Below are 19,647 nucleotides of genomic sequence, written 5' to 3' on the forward strand. Positions count from 1 at the left end.
TTGCCAGAACCGGACAGATAAAAGACGGCACTTGTTCCTTGGGGCAGGTGCCGTTTCTTTTTGCTGCGTCAAAGCTTGTGGTGTATCCCCATATCTGTCGGCAGAAAGGGATAAGCCCATGCAATATGCCTTTGATATTGGCGGTTCTAAGATTGAATTCGGGGTGTTCAGTGACGCTGGTGAAGTCCTGCTTCACAGCAAGACACCAACGCCCAGGGACAATCTGGATGCGTTTGTTGCAACCATCCGGGATGTGATCGGCGAGGCGGATCAGGAATTCGGTGCGCGTCCCGATATCGGGATCAGTTTTGCCGGTGGTCTGGATCCGCAAAGCGGAGCGGTGATTTCAGCCAACATCCCGGCGATCAAGGGCTGGTCCCTGGCATCAGAACTGTCATCCATCCTTGGCCGCAATGTGCTGGTGGAAAATGACGCTGATTGCTTTGCTCTGGCCGAGGCGATCAGCGGTGTCGCCAAAAATGCCCGAACCGTTTTCGCGATCATTCTTGGTACCGGCGTGGGGGGCGGCATTGTTGTTGATGGCCGCTTCATTGGCGGTGGTAGTGGCATTCGCGGCGAATGGGGGCATGGGAATGATGTAACCGGTACGCTGATCCGTAATGGTCTGGCACCGGTTCCCTGTGGCTGTGGTCAAACAGGGTGCCTTGATGCCTGGGGCGGAGCGCGTGGCCTTGAACATATTCACACCCAGATCAGCGGAAACCCGATCAGCAGCTTTGAAATCACTGATGCCTGGCGGGCCGCAGATGTCCAGGCCACCCGCGCGGTCGAGATTTACTGTGAACTGGTCGCCCGCGAGCTTGCCCTGATGGTCAATGTCATTGATCCCGACTGTATTCCGGTTGGCGGCGGCATGGCATCGGAAAAGGGGATTGTCGCGCAAATCGATGCGCTGGTTCGTGAATGTGCTCTGGGACGCTATGACAACCCGCTGATCATTCCCGGTGCCTTTGCCAGCGATGGTGGACTTCGGGGGGCGGCAATGCTGCATCTTGATGCGAAAGGCGCGGGATCGGATAAAGGGTCGCGACCAATCGGGATACCGCGCTGATGACCGGAAATGATCTTCTGCTTGAAGTCTGTGTCGAAAGTCTCGGGGATGCGGTGCGTGCAATCGAAGCCGGAGCAGACCGGATTGAATATTGTTCGGCACTGGCACTTGGTGGACTGACGCCAAGCCCCGGGGCCTTGGCGCGCATTTCCGGACTTGATGCGCCATGTATGGTGATGATCCGTCCACGGCCGGGTGACTTTTGTTATGACGCTTCTGAATGTACCCTCATGAAGCACGAGATCGCGCTGGCGCGCGATCATGGTGCGGCCGGTGTGGTGTTTGGCGCCTGCGACAAGGATGGCAATCTTGATGTTGCTGTTTTGCGGGACCTGATTGCTGAATGTGATGGTCTGCAGACAACCCTGCACCGCGCCTTTGACGTGGTTACCGATCAGTCCCGCGCGCTTGAACAGGCGGTTGTGCTGGGCTTTGATCGCATCCTGACCAGCGGAGGCGCATCCGATGCACTTTCCGGGCGTGATCAGATCGCAAAACTGCAAAACCAGGCCAATGGCCGGATCATGATCCTGCCCGGTGCCGGGGTTTCGGCGGCCAATGCGGGCGAGATCTTGCGCATAACCGGGGCCATCGAACTGCATGCCTCCTGCAAGGCGGACGGCGGTGAAGATGGACGAATATGTGTCGATCCTGCGCGTGTCACCGCCCTGAAAGAAGCGATGCGCCAATAAAACGGATCGTATCAATGAAAGGCTTATGCATACGTATGGTATCGGTCTAATCTTAATAGGTTAAGGCCGGTAATTGTTCGTTAAGCTGGCTGGCATAAAGCTGTGTTTCTGATGCGTGCCACAGGGGCAGGCGGCTTTGGGTATCAATGGTGCAACGGTTGGTGAAATAATGACGACAGAACAAAATAGTGGCGCAAATTCCGTTGGCTTGGCTTCTAACCAGACATTGAACCGGCTGCACCAGATCATCACGTCGCAGAACCTGAATTTCGAGCAGCGCGTCGATGCGATCCTGAAACTGGGAACGGAACATTTTGGTCTGCCGATCGGGGTGTTCAGCAAGATCGTTGAGGATCAGTATGAAATCCAGCAGGCCGTGCATCCCGAAAATGCCCTGACACCGGGCATGAGTTTTGAACTCGCCAACACCTATAGCGCCCATGTCATTCAGGCCGGCGATGTGTGCGGCTTCAACCATGTTGGCCAAAGCGATGTCAAAACCCATTCCAGCTATCAGAATTTCCGGCTTGAAGCCTATCTTGGCGCGCCGGTTCCGGTGGATGGCAAATACTTTGGAACGCTGAGTTTCTCGGGGCCGCGACCGGTCCCTGTCTTTACAGCACCTGATATCGAATTGGTTCGGCTATTTGCTTTGTTGCTGGGGCAGGCGATTGCTCGCCGTGCCGATCAGCACGCACTCGACGCTGCGCGCAAGGAGGTCGAACGTCTGTCGACGCGCGATCCGCTGACCGGTCTTTATAACCGGCGTTATATGCAAGATTGCCTGAAAGCCGAACTCGGGCGTACCAAACGCTATGACAAGCAGCTGGTTGTTGGTTTACTTGATTACGATAATTTCAAGAAACTCAATGACGATTATGGTCATGATGCGGGCGACAACGCCCTGAAACTGTTTGCCAGGGTATCTTCGGAACTTATGCGTGACACCGACGTGATCGCACGGTGGGGCAACGAGGAATTTCTGATCCTGATGCCCGAAACCGGTGCCGCCGGGGCTATTAAATATTTGCAACGCCTGACGGATCGTGTCCGTGAATCTGATTTCCGGGCAGGCGATGATGAACTTCACCTGAGCCTGAGCGTTGGTCTGGGGATTGCCGAGCCGGGGGATACTGTCGACACCCTGATCGCACGCGCCGGTGTTGCAATGTATGAATCCAAACAGGCAGGCTAGTATTATACGGTCGCCTGCTTCGGCGGGGACTGACGGCTGGCGATACGGATACTGATCACATGACGGCTCGCAGAACCCGTGCGAGTGTTTCCGGTGTCAGTGGTTTGGACAGATATCCGTCAAACCCGATCGCAAGGTAACGGCTTTCGGCTTGTTCAAGGGCGTCTGCGGTAACGACAATGATCTTTGCATTGCGCGATGGTCCCGGCGTCCTTCGGATGGCATGAAGGGCCTCTGTGCCATCCATCACCGGCATTTGCGCATCCATCAGGATCAGGTCATAGCGGTTTTCCACGGCCTTCTCGACAGCTTCGCGGCCATCACAGGCATAGCTGATCTCATAGGGACCCTTGTCAAGAAAGGCCCCTATGACGATACGATTGAGTTCCTTGTCATCAACGACGAGCACCTTGATGAAATTATCAAGCGGCACGTCACTATTTTCCAGGGTCGGAAGTTCTGGCGAATAATGTTCAGCAACAAGTCGGCTCTGCTCGTTCAGGGCCGGATGTACTGGTGTGAACGGAACGTCGACCCAAAATTTTGCACCTTTGCCGGGGACAGCGGAAGCATCAATCTTGCCGCCCATTGCCTCGGTCAAACGTTTGGCAATGGCAAGTCCAAGACCAGTGCCGCCATATTTGCGTGTTGTTGACTGGTCGGCCTGATTAAAGGCCTCAAACAGATTTTTCCGTGTTTCGTCGCCAAAGCCGATACCGGTATCCGTAACTTCAAGCCTTAGAACAACGACATCTGCCCAATGTTCGGAAAGCCTGTCGCTGCGGTAAAGATTTACCGTAACATTCCCTGTCTCGGTAAATTTCAGGGCATTGGAAAGAAAGTTCGCCAGAATCTGGCGCAATCGGGTGGGATCACCTTCGACAAAGTCCGGTGTGTCGTCGGCAATGATGGTGCGCAGATCAAGCTCCTTGTCCGAGGCGATACTGCTGAAACTGCCAACCGTGTTGCGCACAACATCCTGTGGAGAAAAGACGATATGTTCGATCTCGAGTTTACCGGCTTCAATCTTGCTAAGATCAAGGACGTCGTTGACGATGGCCATAAGGGTCTTGGCTGATTCATTGATCAGCACAGCATAACGTTGCAGGTTTGCGGCCATATCGCCTCTGGCCAGCAGACCTGACAGACCAAGAATGCTGTTCATCGGGGTTCTTATTTCGTGGCTGACAGTGGCCAGAAATTCCGACTTTGCCTGACTGGCGGCATTGGCCCGGTTCCGTTCGGTTGCAAATTGCTGAAGGTTGGTGCGAATGATCGCGATCATCGGCCAGACAACACCAAAGATCACCCCAAGAATGCACAGGATCAACGCCCCGCGCGTCACAAGAGATACTTGCGTGCTGATCATAAGTTGGCGTTCGGCATCGCGTTGATAAAGCGTAACCGTCCGGTCAAGCATCTCAAGCAACGGTTTGAAAGCAGTCCGGTGAATGTATTCGGCATCAATGGCCACAACACGGCTTTGTCCGGGGTCGGTGCTGTTCAAAACACGTTTTGCAGCTTCAAGAAACGATCTTACTTCACTATCAAGTGACGGTTTGCCTTCAAGATAATAGCGGCGAATGACGCCTTCTGACGGGGGAAGCGCAAGCTGCTGGTTGCCATCGACAAGTGCGCGATGGGAGCTTTCCATCAGGTCAATCGCGTCTTTTAGTGCAAGGCGTATTTCGTTACTTTCGGCTGCGGTGGTCTGAGTGCCTTGTGCAAGCATCTGGCTAAAGCCGTTGATGCGCTGGCTCAGCATGCGCTGGCGGCCGCTCATATTGATCTGAAGGGTGGTTTCCTGACGGGCATGTTCAATCATGTAATCGACAACGCCATCAGCAAAAATCAGGCTCAGGATCAACCCGGTCGCAATCAGGATGCGTTTGCGAAAGGGGATGACAACATCGCGCGGTCGCAGCAAGGGATGTGGGCTGTCGCGATTTTCTGTGTCCCCGGGTGTCATTCGCTTCCCCTAAAAAAACTTACGTTCCCTGTTCTGTTTGCTTTGGCAGGGTAATGGTCTTTATCAGACAGTTGAACGCTACATTGTGAATATGGGGGTTGTCACGCGCAATTCGAGAAGTTCCGGGGAACGAAACGAGGCCCGGTTGAAGGCCGGATATCTTTGGGCAAAAAGAAAACCGCTTTGAGGAAAACCTCAAAGCGGTTTGTCTTGGCTGGGGCGGTAGGATTTTCAGTTGACCATAGTGCAAGTCGTTAAGAGCGTTGATAATGTTGACGTTTTTGATGTGTGTGTGCTACTAGCGTGTAACACCAACGTGTAACACCAAGCTAGAAAATGGCCGATACAAGATACCTGCTAAAGCGCCGTCAGGGATGGTATTTCAGAATGAAAATACCGGCTGACTTGCGACCTCATTACGGGGGAAAGTCACAAATCTTGAAATCACTTCGCACAGGTGATTTGTCGAAAGCTCAAAGCCTTCGGTGGCAAATGGTTGCGGATCAGAAGGCCGAATTTGAAGTTCTGACTGGCGTGCGCGACTGGACACCTGCCCAGATTGAAGAAAAGGCAGAACGGGAGTTCACAGAGTTTTTAGTCCAACTCAACGAAGATGGAGTTGAAGAAGAGGAACTCGATATTACACGCGATGTTTATGTCGAAAAGCTAAGGGGGCGCGAGCCGCTGAGCGACCTCGATTTCGCGATGACGCGGGCACGTATATATGCCTGCTCTGCTCGTGAAGCTGCGCTTAATGGAAAGGTTTATCCGAAGCCGACTTCGTTTGGCCGTAACACCATTGATCCTGTTGAACTTGTTCCATACCGAGAACTGAAGCAAAAGAAGAAGAAAGAGGGTCCGCTGTTTCGAGATGTCGCCAAGCGATACCTTGAACAGACGCAGCGCCATCCAAGTTCACGGCTGACGCAGCAAACCATTGCCCAGTATCAAGTTGTTCACCGCTTGTTTGATGAGTGGGCGGGAAGACCAACTTTGGAGGAAGTAACGCGCCAGCAGGCAGCAGAATTTATTGAAGTGGTCAGTACGCTTGATCCTTATTGGGGGCGTAGCCCCAAGACCAAGCAACGCAGCTTCAGCGAAATCATGGAACGCTTTGGAAATCATGAGGTGGGTCTGAGTAACCGGACGCTTAACCGCTATTCCACAGGGTTGTCTTTGGTATGGAAATGGGCAGGTAAGCAAGGGCTTTTCGAAGGAAAGAACCCATGGAAGTGGTTGCAGCGTCCTGAAGGGCAAAGCCGCAAGACGGGAAAATTGCCGTTCACGCAGGAGGAGGTCTGCACCCTCTTGTCGCAGAAGCCTGAAGTGTTTCCGAGTGAACAAGACTATCCGAACACCTTGCTCTGGGTCTGCTGGATTGCTGCTTTCAGTGGGATGAGGCTAAACGAAATTTGCGAGAGGAAAGTATCAGACCTCAAGCAACAGGATGGTATATGGTGCCTTGAGGTAACGGGAGCCAAGACCGAAGCCGGAGATCGTCTCGTTCCTCTCCATAGCACTCTGCTTGATCTGGGGCTTCTGGAGTTTGCGCGTCACCATCGTCAAGAGTACCTGTTCCCCTGTTTACTTCCCGGTGGACCAGACAAGAAGCGGTCATGGTATTTGACCAGACGCTTTGTGGAATACAGAAGATCGCTTGGCGTTACGCGCATTGACAGCGCGACGCAAAAGGACAGGGTGAACTTCCATTCATTCCGAAGGACAGTAATTCAGCAATTCGAGCATGCTCGATTGCCGCAGACCGAGGTGGCACAGGTTGTTGGTCATGAACGTGTCGGGATTACCTACGGCACCTATAACCCTGATGGGCTGGATCTAACGGTCCTCAAGGAGATCATTGAAGTTATAGAGTATCCGAACTTGGTGGTGCATTTAGAAGATTTGGTGGAAGCTTCTGTGTAATTTTTGTTGTCTGCTGCTGTTTGGGCGAATTGGTGTGAGGGCTGACTTGCTTGTGTTGAGGCTGGTCTAATCCTGTCTAATGGGTTGCTACTCATAAGGGTTGGTGCTGTTGACAGTTCTGCAGATTGTTGAAATATAATCGTTAGTTGTAGTGTGCCTGTATCTCGCAGAGGGGGAATTGTGGGGCTGTTCTCGAAGTTTAGTTCGACTTTCAAAAAGCTCGACGAAGCTCAGCATGACTATGAGGTCTCGCTGACGAAATTTCCCGACATAAATGTACCTAAACTTCAGACTGACCTGAAGCTTGAGGAGCGAGCTCAAGAACGTGGAGAGGCCGGTGAGCCTCCGACTGGAAGTACGTCACTCGATGCTGTAGAAACGGAAATTGTCGATGTAATTGAGACTTTTAAGCGTTCTGCTATCAATACCTATTCGGATCAGACTGAAGTTCTTGCTGACCGGCAAGCAAAACTCGATTTTACAAGTAGTGTTTCGCAGATTGATCTTGAGCTTAAAGAGGGAGTTGCTGACTTTAAGCGTTTGATTGACAAGGGGCTGGATCAGCTTCATGCCAAACGAAAAGCTTTGCAAAGTCAGGCAGTTGAGCTGAAGGAGTTTCGGAAACGGCATAATCGCTTCATGTCTGCCGATTATCCTTCGAACGCGATACATGTACTTCAACTCGCTATAGTTGCGGTGCTTTGGTTTGTTGAAAGCTTTGGAAACGCATCGTTTCTAGCGAAGGGTAACGAGCTAGGAATTTTAGGCGCATATACAGAGGCAATAGTCATCTCAACTGTAAACCTTGTATGTGCCTTTATGCTGGGTAGAGCCGTTACCTATATCAACCACGTCAATTTTGGGCTCAAGTTTATCGGGCTGCTTTCTCTCTTTACTTTTGTTGTGGGCGCATTTTGTTTGAACCTACTTGTCGCACACTATCGTGATGTGACTGGAACGTTCTTGGACCAAGGTGGGTTGCTTGCCGTCCAAAACATCACGGAAAACCCGTTAGGATTGGCGGATTTTCGTTCTTGGTTGCTGTTTGCTATGGGCATGCTGTTTGCGATTGTCAGCTTTATTGATGGTTTAAAATGGGATGATCCATATCCGGGTTACGGCAAGAAAACTCGCCGTGTTGAAGCTGTTCGGCAAGATTACTTAGGCGAGAAGGAGTATCACATTGATGAGCTTGAGAGCGCCTTCGCGGATGCTGTCGACGAGTTGAAGTCTGCCCGTTCGGCATTAGCTAAATGGCGACAAGAACACTCGGCAATTAACGAGAGTCGTAAGCGGTGGCATGAGGCCTTCCGTGACCACTTGGACGGTCTTGAGCGTTCAGGTAATGCTCTCCTGAATTACTATCGTGAGGAGAATAGAAAAGCTCGGACAGGTAATGCGCCCAAAAGGTTTAAAGACAAATGGACCTTGTCACGGCCTTCCGCCTCAGAAACGTTTGTATCTCAAACCGTTGATAAAGCCGAGTTGGATGAACTTCTCCGTAAGGCTCAGGATAAGATCGATAATGGGATCTTGGAGATTACTCAACTGCACGATGACGGATTGCAGAGTTATCGCAAACTGGATGAGCTATTTCCCGATGAGCCTGAGGATGCGGTGAGCAATGGCTAGAAGAAGCCGTAAAAAGCGCCGTTCCTCAAGAGGGCAGTCTGCGCTGGGAATTTATTTGTTTTCTGGTTTTCTATTCGCGCTGGTTATTTTTGCGGTGGCTGCGGCGCTTTACTTTCGTCCTGAAGCCATCGAAATTGACGCAGAAACTCTGTGTCCGAAAGCAGGTCCGACTGCAATTACGGCCATCGTAATTGATCGTACAGATTCTTTTGGCGTAGTTACAAAAGCGGATATCGAAACTCAAATTGGTAACCTGTTTTCTACCTTGAGAACGGGAGAAGAGATTTCTCTGTTTACTGTGGATGAAACGGAGACCGCTGTGCTCTCTCCGATTGCTCGTATTTGCAGCCCGCAGGATCCAGACGAGATTAATCCTTTAACTGGATCAAAGCCCATTGCTGAGAGGCGCTGGATTGAGAGGTTTATAAAACCTCTGAAGAGAGTTCTGTCTGAAATTTTGACTGAGAGGGAAGCTAAGCACTCCCCAATACTTGAGAGCCTACAGTCAATATCAGTCACACACTTTGCTTCGAATGAAAGGGCTGGCATTCCTCGCAGGTTGATACTGATCTCGGATTTGCTTCAGAACAGCAACGCAGAGTCTTTCTATCGCGGTGAACCCAACTTTAGTCGCTTTCTGAACTCCGGAGGAGCGCGCAGTCTAAATGCAGACTTTAGGAATGTGGACGTCCAAATCTGGCTTGTTCAACGCTCACATAATGCGCAGAACACGGGTGCTGAGGTGTTGGAGTTCTTTGGTGCTTGGTTTGAACAAAACGGAGGAAGCGTGTCGCGCTTGCTCAGGCTAACGGGGATGAATGATTAATGGCAGAAAGACGAGTATCTCCGAACCATTCCAGCTACTTACCAGCTATCTATTTCTTTGTGACTTTTGCGTTTGGTGCATGTGCAATCGTTGCTTTGAAACTATTTGGCGCACATCAGGTGATCGTTACAGCAGTACCTGTTTTGATCATGGTTGCATTTGCCATTTTTTCTTGGGTTTTTCGCAGTGCACGTATGAGATTAGACCAGACTGGTGATAACCTCTACTATCTGGGCTTCCTATACACACTTGTGAGCCTTGCGTACTCGCTGATTGAGTTCACCGTTCAAACATCTGGCACTGCCTCAATTATTACTAATTTTGGCATCGCAATCTTCACTACAATTTTTGGCCTCGCATTTCGTGTCTTATTTTCTCAAATACGTCAGGACCCTTACGAAACAGAGCGCGTTGCTCGTGTCGAATTAGCTGAATCAGCTCGTCGCGTTCGAGATCAACTTGATGAGGCTTCGCGAGAATTCTCAATGTTCTCACGTACGCTCCGGCAATCAGTTGATGAGGGATTTGAAGAAACGAAACAATCACTGGATAAGTTTCTCGAAGAAGGAATGGGACGTTTCGAGAAAGGTCTCAATGAGTTTTCGAGCTCCGTAGAAAAAGCAAATGAGGGCTTCGAAAGTCGAACAGATGCACTCACACAAAGCTCAGATAAGCTTGTGGGGACAATTAACGGCTTGGCTGCTCGTATCGAGAATATCCGCGTATCTGAGAACCTTTTGGAAGAGCAGCTAGCTCCAACAATGCTGAAGCTTCAGTCTTCTGCCGCGCAGATTGATGGTGCCTCTGGAGAGATTGCATCGAAAATCAAATCTATTCAAATTCCGACAGACCTTATTGAGAAGCAGTTGAGTAGCGCCGTTCAAGAACTTCGGAACGCTGCGCAGGCTATGGAAGCAACGGCTCAACACGAAGCTGGCAAGACTGCTGCATGGCAAGAGTCTGTTGATGCATTGGCTGTCTCTGCAAGTTCACTTCGTCGAGATTTCGGGCAGATGGATGAAGCAACTGAAAGGCTATGCAAGACTATTGAGTCAGTGTCAGCCTCAGCTGAAAAAGTTGGTCAGCTGCCCGAGAATTTGAAAGCGGTGAATCAACAGGTTGAAGCCTTTTCACGTACAGTGGAGGAATCGAGTAGTCGCTATTCCAGTGCGATAGATCGGGCAATTGACTCTATACGCTCGAAGCCATTTTGGCGGCGTCGTAGTACTGATATCGTCGACGAGAGTGAGCAGTAGTTCAACATGACCCAGCCGCATGAGATCGAGGGGCAAGGACAATCATATAGAAGAGGGCTGTTGCTCGGCTTAACAATGGCTGAGATCATGCTGTTGATTATCTTTATTTTGCTCCTTGCTTTGGCTTCATTGCTTCTTTTTCAGAAGGAAAAGGAAGAAAAGCTGCTTGAGCAGACCTCAAACCTGTCCCGGCAGGTGCTGACTCTAAGAGAGCAGGTTCATACATATGAATCGATCACTGAAGGCCGTTCTGATTTGGTTCAGGAATTAGCCCAGCTTAGGGTAATGAACCGTCAGCAGGAGGCGATGCTAGAGCAGTTTGAAGCTGATGCTGAGGCATTTGCTGAGCTAGAGGCTGCCTTGAAATCGGTGGGTGTGGACATTGCCTCAGGGACTCTCAAAAAGGATTTAAGCGAATTTCGTGAACTCAAAATTGAGCTTGATAAGACAGGGTTGAGTTCTCAACCAAAGCAGCTTGCACAAATCCTTCAATCTTCAAACGATTTGGTAATGGCGGCCAAAGAAGCAGGTGTCGAGCCGACTTCGGAAAGTTTGAAGGAGGCGTTTGAAGAACGGGCCGCGCTGAAAGGTGTTGTCGCTGATATGGGGGGCTCTGATATCGTTGAGGCCCTGAAAGAAAACCGCGAGCTAGAGCGAGAAGTTGAGCGCATGAAGGGGCAGCAAGCAAACATGCAGCTTACATTGGAACGCTTGGGCCGTGGTACGGAGAAACCTAGTTGCTGGGCTGACTCAGACGGATCGGTGGAGTTCATCTATGAGATTGCACTCACATCCAACGGTGTGATTCTTCGTGAGACTGACCTTCCCCACAGGAAAGATGATCGCATGGATCTTCCTGTCGGGGAGATACCGCTGATGCAAGATATTTCGGAGAGAGCCTTCCTTGCCGTGACGCGCCCTTTGTATGAGTGGTCAGAAAGCAAAGAGTGCCGCTTTTTTGCTCGGGTTTACGATCAAACTGACGCATCTGCAAAGGAGCTTTACAAGAACCGTCTCAAGGCTGTCCAGGGCAGTATGTATACCTACGAGAGTAGAGAGCAATTCTAACGGGGTAAAGGCCATGACTTCCAATAGTGCGTTAAAGTCGCTTCCTATTGCCTCATCCTCAATTGTCTTGTGTTTGTTAGCTTTTCTCTCGTTCATGCCCATCAACGCAAATGCGGGCGGCGTCAACGGGAAGGCAAGTGTTATCGACGGGGATACTCTGGAAATAAGAGGTGAGCGGATCCGTTTACACGGGATCGACGCCCCCGAAAGCTCCCAGCTGTGCGAGGATGTTAATGGTCGAACTTGGGCGTGCGGACAGAGAGCCACGGAGGCTCTGAGGGCAATAATAGGAACCCAAGATGTTCTCTGTTCAGGCAGCTCGAAGGATCGTTACGGGCGTCTCATAGCGGTATGTGAGGCGGAGGTGGTGCTGAATGAATTCATGGTGCGGAGTGGTTGGGCGTTAGCCTATCGTACGTACTCGCTTGATTATGTTCATCAGGAGCAGTTGGCTAGCAACAATAAGGTAGGCATTTGGGCGGGGCAGTTCGTATCTCCATGGGAGTGGAGAAGAGGAGTGAGATTAGCTAAGACTGTTAACTCTGATTGCCCGGTAAAAGGTAATATCGCAAAGTCGGGTGAGCGTATTTATCATGTCCCGACTGGAATGTATTATTCTAGGACCAAGATTGATTTGAGTAAGGGTGAGCGTTGCTTCTCTGACGAAACTGAGGCCATACAAGCTGGGTGGAGAAAGTCTCGTCGCTAGCTTTTGGTCCCGTGTTGAGCAAGCTGCTCCACATTAGTTTTTCAAATTGCCCGAATTCTTTGCATCCCAGCCACCCACTAATTAGTAAACGTCATACTCATATCCCAAGTGAAGTAAGTTAATTCTAGCTAGCGACGCTGGAGTAACTAGCTGGCATAAGGGCAATAGAGGTGGGCGTTGAAGGCGATTTAATGGGGAATGAGAGTCTTTAGATTGCTTGTGCGTCATTGGGGCGAAGTTTGTCGGAAATGCTCTGTATGCGCAAATTATCGGCCCTAGTGTTCGATGTGAATTCAGCTTTGCATATCAGGCCGGTATGGTGTCTTGGCAAGCTTTCTGTTTGATGAATTTTGATCTGATAGTGCCGACAGAAATTAACATGAATAGTTATGTAGAATGTCAAAAAAACATATACACCATCTAGGGTGCATATGTTCTCATGCCTTGTCTTAGCTTTAATCTTCGCCGGTTTTTTCAAGGACCCTGTAGACAGAAGAGCGGGAAATTCCAAGCCTCCGCGCAATAGAGGTTGGGTTTATACCCTCCTGCATCATTGATCGAACAGTTTTGGGATCAATCTCAGAAGGTCTTCCTTTGTACTTTCCTTCCCTACGGGCCTTCTCGATGCCTTCTCGCTGACGCTCTAGCATGATCTCTCGTTCAAACTGAGCGATAGCAGATACTACATTCAGCATGAGACGCCCTGTCGCTGTTCCTGTATCGATCCCAAGGTCAACAATACGCAGCCCTGCTTTCTTGGTCTCGATGGTTTGCATGATGTCAACTAGGTGGGCTGTAGAACGTGCCAAACGGTCAAGCTTTGTAACGACCAAAGTGTCGCCTTCTCGGATGAAGTCCAGCGCCAAGGCCAGTTGGTCGCGGTTCTTTACATCAACCGATGATACTTGCTCTTTGAAGACCTTCTCACATCCCAGATCAATGAGGTCTCTGACTTGTCCTTCAATGCTTGCCTTCTGATCGAGGGTCGAGGTGCGGGCATATCCAACAAGCATAGTTTTCTCCTGAAAGTGTCCTATTTACCTCTAAGACGTTATTCAGTGAGTGTTCGATAAGTCAATAAGTAATTTAAAAAGGACGCGATCAGTGTGGTGGTTGAGACGTCCGTTTTGACCATGGTTATATCGGACGGTCGGGTTCTTGATGTCTGGCAGAGGAAATAGATGAGGTGAGAAAGTTTTGGCGCTTGTCGCTGTCGCTGATCATCTCTGGGGAGAGGGCGGGACCCCATGGGGGGGAAGAGGCCAGAAACAATATATGGATATGTCACTCAGATTTGTGACCCTCAAACTTTTTGTAAGGCAGGGTCAACTTTCTTGATCGTGAACAGCCATCCATGAAGCAGATGCAAAGGCAGCATCGAGGTTTTCTGAAGACCACCGGAAGAAGGTGTTTCGATTATCGACACCCCTTTACTGAAGACAGGATCATTCCTGATTGGGGGACCAGCTAATACCAAGCGGATCACAAAAGGCTTTCGGGTTTACATGCTACCAGCAGAAGGTGTTGTGATAATCACAACCCCTTTACTGAAGACAAAATCATTCTTGATTGGGGTACCAGCTAATACCCAGCTACTACCAAGTACATCACAGAACGCGCTGGGACTTACACGTCGCCTGCCATCATGCTGGACGACGCTGTGAGCCAACCCACGCAAAGTATTTGAGGGCTAGCTTATCGCTTGGCTCTTGTGAGAGGTGAGAAAAGACCATAAATCTGAAATGGGACAGGGAAGACAGGCAGAAGAAGAAAGCCATGTACGAGAAACCTGTTGGCGTCCCGATTGAATACCTCATCAAACAGCGTAGACAGACGGTGGTCTTTACCTGCGGCTGTTGCTCCCGAGAAGTTACAAAAACACCTCAACAACTGTTGGATATCGCTGGTCCTGATACAGGGCTTAAGGAGCTATCTAGGAGGCTTAAGTGTTCCCAGTGTGGTGCAACACAGTTCAGCTTTGCTGTTTCCTATCCCTAGCTTATTTGAGGGGAGGGTTAGGCTAGGTGCTTTAGGGGTATAAACAGGTAAGTAATCAGGAAGAAGTAGTAGCTATAGAGGCTCTATAGAGTACTAAAGAGGTACTATAGTTATACTATATATGTGTTTTTGTTGATTGATTATTCTCCTCCCTTCTATGGTGGAACCTAATTCTAAGTGTATGAATTTAAAGGGATAATTTGACTTCTGGGTTGCCGGTCTGAATCAGGGTCAAAAGTGTCAATTCATTACCGCTAACGGAGGGGTAGGTGCCCATAAATCGGGACAGGTTCGGTTGCGGTCTGCAAATTGAAACGCAGGTCTGTGATGAAGCGAATCACCTCAAAGCGAACAGCCATCCAGCCAGCTCAAAAAACAGTCTCAGAGTGAGGAAATATGTGTGCCTTTGGGGTCACCAGTGTGTAACACCAACGTGTAACACCCCGCGCTCTGGCGGGGTGCTAAACGTCTGATTTTATTGAAAAAATCAAGTCTGGCTGGGGCGGTAGGATTCGAACCTACGGTACACGATACCAAAAACCGATGCCTTACCACTTGGCCACGCCCCATCAGCATGCGTGGCGCGGAAAATAGCGCCCCCGTGACAAGAGTGCAACCCTCTATTTGAAGGTTTTTTTATCACGGTCCTAGTCGGGGAATGACGCGCCGATATTTGACAGAACTCTGGCTTGCTGACTGATGATTTCCGTTGGTGAAATCCACCAGTCCGGGTGCTGGGCAGCAATGGCAATTGCGGCCTTTTCTGCCTGATCGCTGGTGTCATAAATGCCAAAACAGGTGGCCCCGCTTCCCGACATCCGGGCAAGAAGACAGCCTTCTTCACGGGCCAGCGCATTCAGCACGTCGCAAATCTCGGGAAGGATGCTGGTGGCGGCAAGCGTCAGGTCATTACCGCATTCCGACAAGGCATCGGCAAGGGCGGCCCCACTGGCAAATTCACGTTGCACATCCCAAAGCCCCGAGACAGAGAAGGCTTCGTCTTCGCGCGCCTTGAAAATTGCCGGGGTCGAAACCGCCTTGCCGGGATTGATCAGCAACATGGCAACGGGCGGAAGTTCGGGAAGGTCGGTCAGTTCTTCGCCAATACCCGACATCAGACAGGTCCTGCCATGCAGGCATACCGGCACATCCGCACCGAGACTGAGCGCAATCCGTGAAAGGGCATTCTGATCAAGGTCGAGTTGCCACATATCGCAAAGAAGGCGCAATGCACTGGCCGCATCCGCAGACCCGCCGCCAATGCCCGACGCAACAGGCAGGCGCTTATCAAGGACAAGATCAGCACCAAGGCTGGTGCCGCTTTCTTCCTGAAGCAGCCGTGCGGCGCGGACAACAAGATTGTTTTTGGTCTCTTCAAGCGCAAGGCTTGCCGACATCGGACCGGTGATCGTCAGATTGATCGCACCATCATCGCGGCATTCGCCGCTTAGAACGTCACCGACAGCGGTAAAGCAGACAAGACTTTCAAGCAGGTGATAACCGTCATCACGCTTGCCGGTGATATGCAAAAACAGATTGATTTTGGCCGGTGCCTGTTCGCTATAGGTCGCAGACATGGATGTTTCTTCCCGAACTAACTGGTCAGTTCACGACGACCGGGGCGACGGCCGGTACCTGACCCTTGATCTTGTTTTCGACTGTGGTCCGCAATTCTTCTGTCGGATTGAATGAAAGGGCACGGTGCCACTGGAACCGGGCTTCGTGATACCGCCCGATCTGCCAATAGGCATCGCCAAGGTGATCATTGATGGTCGGATCATCGGGTTTGAGTTCCACAGCCTTTTCAAGTTGCTCGACTGCGTCATCAAACCGGCCGAGCTTGTAGTAAACCCAGCCAAGACTGTCGACGATATAGCCGTCATCAGGCTGCAATTCGACCGCGCGTTTCAGCATGTCTTCGGCCTGTTCGAAATTCTTGCCCATATCAACCCAGCTATATCCAAGATAGTTCAGGACATAGGGTTGTTCCGGCTCGATTTCGAGCGCAAGCAGGAAGTCCGTTTCTGCCTTTTTCCAGTCACCGGCACGCTCATGGGCGATGCCGCGACGATACAGCAACCGCCATCCGACCAGACTGTCACCACCAAGGCGCTCAATCGCCTTGTCATAGGCGCTTGCGGCTTTGGCATAATCGCCCTGAATACGCAGGATATCACCAAGCTGGATCAGGGCATCGGGACGGTCCTTGCGTTCATTGACCATGTTTTCGAGAATATCGATGGCTTTGTCAGCCTGCCCGATCTGCTCAAGACTGGATGCGGTGCGAAGGCGGGCATTCCAGCTGTGCGGGGATGTTTGCGGGATCGCGCTGTAAACCGAGATCGCCGCGTCATAGCGTTCCTGGATTTCCATGACCTCACCGACCAGAAGACGGGTGATATCGTCATAGGGGCGCAGCGACAGGGAATAACGCGCCATCAACAGGGCCGGATCAACAGCATTTTCCTGACTAAGCAGGGTCGCGATATCAAGATAGGCCTCTGCCAGACCGGTGGTTGGTGTCAGGATCGTTGCCAGTGGCGGCTCGCCGCGTTCAAGCCGTTCCAGATGGAAGGGCATGGCAAGTGACTGCGGGTGGCGATCCATATAGCTTTGATACAGCAGGGCTGCTTTTTGTGACTGGCCTTTGCGCTCATAGACAGCGCCAAGGGCCTCGGCCGCGCGCAGCGGCGCATCCGCCGGGTCGCCATAGGCGCTGGCAAGGGCGCGTTCGGCACCGTTAAGATCATCAAAATAGGCCAGAATCAGGCCACGATGATATTCCGAAAGCGGATTAAGCGCGCCATTCCCCTGCATTTCATCCAGTGACGACAAGGCCCTGGATGGTTCGTTCAGACCGGCATATAGCCAGGCCTTTGCCAGGGGGGCGATCAGGGCATTGACGCCGCGCTGGGGCAGTTCCGATACGACATTGATTGCATCCTGATAGCGGTCTTCACGGATCGCGGTGTCCATGACCGTCAGGGCTGCAAACAGGTCTTCCGGATTTTCTCCTTGAAGCTGTTTGGCGATGTCACTGGCATCGGAAATACGACCATCACTGATCAGCGCCAGAAAGGCACGGCGGCGCAATTCGTTATTACCGGGTTCCAGCTCATGGGCGCGCAAAAGATACTGTGCCGCATAGCCGGACTGGCTTTCAAGCTGGGCTGCTTTACCTGCAAGGAAGTTCCCCGAAAAACCGTCTGATTGCGGATACTGGAATTCTACCTGCTCGTCGCGCTGTGGCATGGAGCCACAGGCTGAAAGAGCAAGTGCCGTCATCGGGATGATGATTTGTAACAGTTGACGTTTCAAAGGCTTGTCCTGCGTCCGCAATTCGGGTTCGGTATTGTCGCGTGCCGAGCAACACCATGTTGAATTTCGGGTTTAGCCTACTCAGTCGGCAATTATAAGGCAAAGCATTTGCAACACGCGACGACATGCAATCGCAAGACAATACGCTATATCTCGGCATGCCGGTTCAAAACCGTCACGGATTTCAGGTTGGTGGTTGTGCAAACCTTCTGGCAAGGCCCCGGTTTGGTCGGGAAAATACAATCATCAGACCAAACAAAAAGACCCGCCAGATAGCGGGTCTTTTGTATGACGAAAGCCGGAAGGCTTACATGTTCGGATAATTCGGGCCGCCGCCACCTTCGGGCACCACCCAGACGATATTCTGGGTCGGGTCCTTGATGTCGCAGGTTTTGCAATGCACGCAGTTCTGGGCATTGATCTGCAAACGTTTGCCGCCCTTGTCTTCATCTTCGACAAATTCGTAAACGCCTGCCGGGCAGAACCGTGCTTCGGGGCCATCATAAATGGCAAGGTTGGTGTTGACCGGAACACTGTCATCCTTAAGCGTCAGGTGAACAGGCTGGTCTTCGCCATGGTTGGTGTTCGACAGGAAGACCGACGACAATTTATCAAAGCTGATTTTGCCATCGGGTTTCGGATAGTCGATCTTGGGCATCTCGGCTGCCGGTTTCAGGCAGGAATGGTCCGCATGGTTCTTGAAGGTCCAGGGAGCCTTGCCGCCAAACAGATATGTATCAACCGCACTATAGGCCATGCCGCCCCAGAAGCCCCATTTGGCAAAGCTCGGGCGGATGTTGCGGACCTTGTGCAGTTCCGGATAGATCCAGCTGTTTTCAATGCGCGACGGATAGCTGTCCATCTGGGCGGGGACTTCGTCTGCGGTCAGGGCCTCGAATGCGGCCTCGGCGGCCAGCATCCCGGTCTTCATCGCGGTGTGCGACCCCTTGATTTTCGGCACGTTCATGAAGCCTGCCGAACAGCCGATCAGGCAACCACCCGGGAAAACAAGATCAGGGATCGACTGGAAACCGCCTTCGTTGAGCGCGCGCGCACCATAGGAAATGCGCCGACCCTTTTCGAAAATCTTGCGAATGGCCGGATGGGTCTTGAACCGCTGGAACTCGTCAAACGGGCTGAGATGCGGGTTCGCGTAATCAAGGCCGATGACGAAGCCGACAACAACCTGATTGTTATCAAGGTGATACAGGAAAGATCCGCCATAGGTGTCTTTATCGAGCGGCCAGCCAACCGTATGCTGGATCAGGCCTTCCTTATGGACTTCCGGATCAACTTCCCAAAGTTCCTTGATGCCGATGCCATAGGTCTGCGGATCGGAATTCTTGCGCAGATCAAACTTCTTGATCAGCTGCTCGGAAAGCGATCCACGGCACCCTTCGGCAAAGAAGGTGTATTTGGCATGCAGTTCCATGCCCGGTTCGTGGTTCGGGCCAGGCGTGCCGTCACGCGTAAGGCCCATATCGCCAGTGGCAATACCCTTTACCGAACCGTCTTCGTTAAACAGAACTTCGGCGGCGGCAAAACCCGGATAAACTTCAACGCCAAGCGCCTCGGCCTGTTCGCCAAGCCAGCGGCACACATTACCAAGGCTGACAATATAATTGCCCTTGTTATGCATCTGCGGCGGGGTCGGCAGTTTTCTGGAACCGGTTTCGCTCAGCATCATGAACTGGTCTTCACCAGCCGGAACGTTCAGCGGCGCGCCGCGTTCTTTCCAGTCCGGGAAAAGTTCGTTCATGGAGCGGGGCTCCATCACGGCACCCGACAGGGTGTGGGCGCCGACTTCGGAACCCTTTTCAACCACACAGACGGTGATTTCTTTTTCCTGTTCCTGGGCGAGTTGCATCAGTTTGATGGCAGCCGACAGACCGGATACACCGGCGCCTACGACAACCACGTCAAATTCCATGGATTCGCGTTCCATATGGCCTCTCTCGTTTGGCTGCGACCTTGTTCGAACTGTTTTCG

The 19,647-nt window shown here is 51.4% G+C and carries 14 protein-coding genes and 1 tRNA gene; 9 read left to right on the forward strand and 6 right to left on the reverse strand.

Annotation, left to right across the window (positions count from 1 at the left end; translation table 11 throughout):
• Positions 1-118 precede the first annotated feature (118 nt).
• From TH30_RS09355 to TH30_RS09365, 3 genes are all read left to right on the forward strand, one after another.
• Positions 119-1,072 carry an ROK family protein gene (locus TH30_RS09355; protein WP_114097833.1) on the forward strand — a complete coding sequence of 318 codons (954 nt, stop codon included), beginning with the start codon at positions 119-121 and terminating at the stop codon, positions 1,070-1,072.
• The gene (locus TH30_RS09360) at positions 1,072-1,764 is read left to right on the forward strand and encodes a copper homeostasis protein CutC (RefSeq protein ID WP_114097834.1); all 693 of its coding nucleotides are present in this window, start codon (positions 1,072-1,074) and stop codon (positions 1,762-1,764) included. The genes TH30_RS09355 and TH30_RS09360 overlap by 1 nt, the downstream gene beginning before the upstream one ends.
• 169 nt (positions 1,765-1,933) lie before the next feature.
• Entirely contained in the window at positions 1,934-2,959 is a 1,026-nt protein-coding gene (locus TH30_RS09365) for a sensor domain-containing diguanylate cyclase (protein ID WP_147251960.1), read from the forward strand.
• A gap of 55 nt (positions 2,960-3,014) precedes the next feature.
• Here TH30_RS09365 and TH30_RS09370 read toward each other — a convergent pair whose 3' ends face one another.
• A complete protein-coding gene (locus tag TH30_RS09370) occupies positions 3,015-4,928 on the reverse strand; it encodes an ATP-binding protein (RefSeq protein ID WP_114097836.1) in 1,914 nt (637 codons plus the stop codon).
• A gap of 336 nt (positions 4,929-5,264) precedes the next feature.
• On the opposite strand from TH30_RS09370, the gene TH30_RS09375 reads away from it, so the two are divergent.
• The 6 genes from TH30_RS09375 to TH30_RS09400 all read left to right on the forward strand — a co-directional run bounded on the left by TH30_RS09375 (position 5,265) and on the right by TH30_RS09400 (position 12,342).
• Positions 5,265-6,851, forward strand: coding sequence for a site-specific integrase (locus TH30_RS09375; RefSeq protein WP_114097837.1), 1,587 nt, complete (start codon positions 5,265-5,267; stop codon positions 6,849-6,851).
• A 180-nt stretch (positions 6,852-7,031) separates the two neighbouring features.
• Entirely contained in the window at positions 7,032-8,483 is a 1,452-nt protein-coding gene (locus TH30_RS09380) for a YoaK family protein (protein WP_114097838.1), read from the forward strand.
• Entirely contained in the window at positions 8,476-9,309 is an 834-nt protein-coding gene (locus TH30_RS09385) for a hypothetical protein (protein ID WP_114097839.1), read from the forward strand. Before TH30_RS09380 ends, TH30_RS09385 begins: the two co-directional genes overlap by 8 nt.
• Positions 9,309-10,565: a coiled-coil domain-containing protein gene (locus TH30_RS09390; protein ID WP_114097840.1), complete on the forward strand. Its 1,257-nt coding sequence runs from the start codon at positions 9,309-9,311 to the stop codon at positions 10,563-10,565. Before TH30_RS09385 ends, TH30_RS09390 begins: the two co-directional genes overlap by 1 nt.
• A 6-nt stretch (positions 10,566-10,571) precedes the next feature.
• Complete coding sequence (locus tag TH30_RS09395) at positions 10,572-11,633, forward strand: hypothetical protein (protein WP_114097841.1); 1,062 nt, start codon at positions 10,572-10,574, stop codon at positions 11,631-11,633.
• Between the two features lie 94 nt (positions 11,634-11,727).
• Positions 11,728-12,342, forward strand: coding sequence for a thermonuclease family protein (locus TH30_RS09400; RefSeq protein WP_114097842.1), 615 nt, complete (start codon positions 11,728-11,730; stop codon positions 12,340-12,342).
• A gap of 455 nt (positions 12,343-12,797) precedes the next feature.
• Here the strand turns inward: TH30_RS09400 and TH30_RS09405 are convergent, their stop codons facing one another.
• From TH30_RS09405 to TH30_RS09435, 5 genes are all read right to left on the reverse strand, one after another.
• Positions 12,798-13,355, reverse strand: coding sequence for a recombinase family protein (locus TH30_RS09405; protein WP_114097843.1), 558 nt, complete (start codon positions 13,353-13,355; stop codon positions 12,798-12,800).
• A 1,479-nt stretch (positions 13,356-14,834) separates the two neighbouring features.
• Positions 14,835-14,909: transfer RNA gene (locus tag TH30_RS09415), tRNA-Gln, on the reverse strand.
• 78 nt (positions 14,910-14,987) lie between these two features.
• Complete coding sequence (locus tag TH30_RS09420) at positions 14,988-15,917, reverse strand: 4-(cytidine 5'-diphospho)-2-C-methyl-D-erythritol kinase (protein WP_114097845.1); 930 nt, start codon at positions 15,915-15,917, stop codon at positions 14,988-14,990.
• 25 nt (positions 15,918-15,942) lie between these two features.
• Positions 15,943-17,658: a tetratricopeptide repeat protein gene (locus tag TH30_RS09425; RefSeq protein WP_114097846.1), complete on the reverse strand. Its 1,716-nt coding sequence runs from the start codon at positions 17,656-17,658 to the stop codon at positions 15,943-15,945.
• Between the two features lie 307 nt (positions 17,659-17,965).
• Entirely contained in the window at positions 17,966-19,603 is a 1,638-nt protein-coding gene (locus TH30_RS09435) for an electron transfer flavoprotein-ubiquinone oxidoreductase (protein WP_114097848.1), read from the reverse strand.
• Between the last annotated feature and the right edge of the window lie 44 nt (positions 19,604-19,647).

The sequence above is a fragment of the Thalassospira profundimaris genome (assembly GCF_003326795.1).
Lineage (GTDB): Bacteria > Pseudomonadota > Alphaproteobacteria > Rhodospirillales > Thalassospiraceae > Thalassospira > Thalassospira profundimaris_C.